This window comes from Streptomyces sp. NPDC005899 (genome assembly GCF_040629645.1).
GTDB lineage: Bacteria > Actinomycetota > Actinomycetes > Streptomycetales > Streptomycetaceae > Streptomyces.
In genome coordinates this window covers 1-1,785 of the sequence record NZ_JBEXWB010000643.1, presented here as the reverse complement: position 1 = coordinate 1,785, position 1,785 = coordinate 1, and the positions used below count along the sequence as shown (strand labels likewise).

Genomic DNA, 1,785 nt, shown 5'->3' with positions numbered 1-1,785 from the left:
GCGGGACGCGCCGGGCGGCGGCGCCGGAACGTCCGGGTCGCCTCCGCAGCTGTGTGCGGCGGGTGCGGGCGAGGCCGTGCGCCGCCATTTTTTACGTATCCGTAGGGGCTCGGCTCCGTATAGGCGCGCAGAGCTCCGGTCCGTAGGTTTCTCACTGCCGGCCCGAACGGACGCGCTCACCCCCAAGCGGGTGCGCCGAACGGCCGGAGATGGTGCACGCGCACCAGGCAGGCAATGCGTGTGACCCGGCCCGTCGAAACCCCGGGCGGGCCGGGCCGCGTACGGCTCCTCCCGGTGCGGGACCGGTGCCCTCCGGACCCGCGCACGGTCTCATCCGTTCTCACCGCCGAGGTCGTCGAGGCCATGAGCAGAACGGCGCCTGCTGGGCGGTCACGTACGCCCGGACCGCCCGCTGCGGCGCCGCAGTCACCGTCATCGAGTGCCGAAGGCCGGACCAGCGTGATGCCCGATCGAGCAGACCCACCCACCGTGCGGGCCAGGACGTCGTTCCTCTCCCTCCCCGCCACACCCCAGGCCGTACGCCGAGGCCGTGACCACGTCCGCGACACCCTGCGCTTCTGGAGGATCGCCCCCGGTGCCGAGCCGGCCTCCGCGGCGGCCCTGGTGGCCTCCGAACTGCTGGCCAACGCTGTGCGCCACGCGGGCGGCCGGCTGACGCTCTGCCTCGACCTGGACGGTGACCGCCTGATCATCGAGGTGCACGACACCTCGCCCGAACTCCCCCGCGACCAGGAAATCCCGCCGGACGTCTGCGCCGAGGGCGGCCGGGGGCTCGTCCTCGTCGCCGCGTACTCCCACACGCACGGCGTCGAGCGCACCGCCACCGGAAAGCGGTGCTGGGCCGTGCTCACGCTCCCTCCCGACGCCGTGCCGGAGGCCCACCGGACCACCGGGCCGCCGGACGCCGTCCGCTGGGTCGCCGAGCCCGCCGGAGCCGCGCTCGTCGAGGCCGTGTACGCCGAGGTCCGCCCGGCCCGGGCGACCGGCTGACCGCTTCCGTGCCGTCCCACGGCAGGTGCCCGCATATCGGTACGGGGTGCGCATAGGGCCGCGACGGGGGCATACTCCTCCCCGTCGCGGGTCCGCCCGGAGGACCGACTCCGTCGCTCCCGGGCGGGGAGGGAGCGTGCGGCCGCCGATTCCGGCGTCACACGCCGGCACGGGAGCGGAAGTGGTCACGGTAGGTGAAGCGGCGTGGGAAGCCCGGCTGCGACGGACGCTGGCCGGCGACGGCGCCCGCCCGGCGCTGGTCCTGGTCGAGGGGAGGGCCGGTACCGGCAAGACCCGGCTGCTTCGCGCGCTCGCCGCGTCCGGCGAACCGCCGGCGGCGCACGTGTGGTGGACGTGCGGCGGCGGCGGGCCGGTGCCCGAGGTCCCGGCCGGCGGGACCGTGCTGCTCCTGGTCGACGACGTCCACCTCGCCGGCGGGCAGGAGGCCGCCTGGCTGCGGGGGCTGCTGGAGGAGCCCCGGCCGGGACTCGCCGCCGCCCTGGCGTACCGGCCCGAAGAGGTCGCGGAGCCCGGCCTGCCGCTGGGCGCGCCACCGGTGCGCTATCCGGCGGAGCTGGTGGTCCTGCGGCACCGGGTCGAGCCCTGGACCCGGGACCAGGTGCGGCAGGCGGCGACGGAGGCCCTCGGTGAGGACAGCTCACCGGAGGCCGTGGACAGGCTGCACGAGCGCTCGGGCGGTGTGGCGCAGGTCGTCGTCGACGTCCTCACCGCGCTGCGGGGTGCGGGGCCGCGACGGTGCACGGCCGCCGACGT

The 1,785-nt window shown here is 76.2% G+C and carries 1 protein-coding gene and 1 pseudogene; both read left to right on the top strand.

Features of this window, described 5'->3' with window-relative positions:
- Window positions 1–462 precede the first annotated feature (462 nt).
- The gene (locus tag ABZ371_RS32335) at window positions 463–1,011 is read left to right on the top strand and encodes an ATP-binding protein (protein ID WP_358686449.1); all 549 of its coding nucleotides are present in this window, start codon (window positions 463–465) and stop codon (window positions 1,009–1,011) included.
- Between the two features lie 181 nt (window positions 1,012–1,192).
- Window positions 1,193–1,785, top strand: a pseudogene (locus tag ABZ371_RS32330) (helix-turn-helix transcriptional regulator); the annotation flags it as partial.

Coding starts and splice junctions, on each gene's coding strand:
- ABZ371_RS32335 (WP_358686449.1), top strand. CDS start 463: ATGCCCGATCGAGCAGACCCACCCACCGTGCGGGCCAGGACGTCGTTC.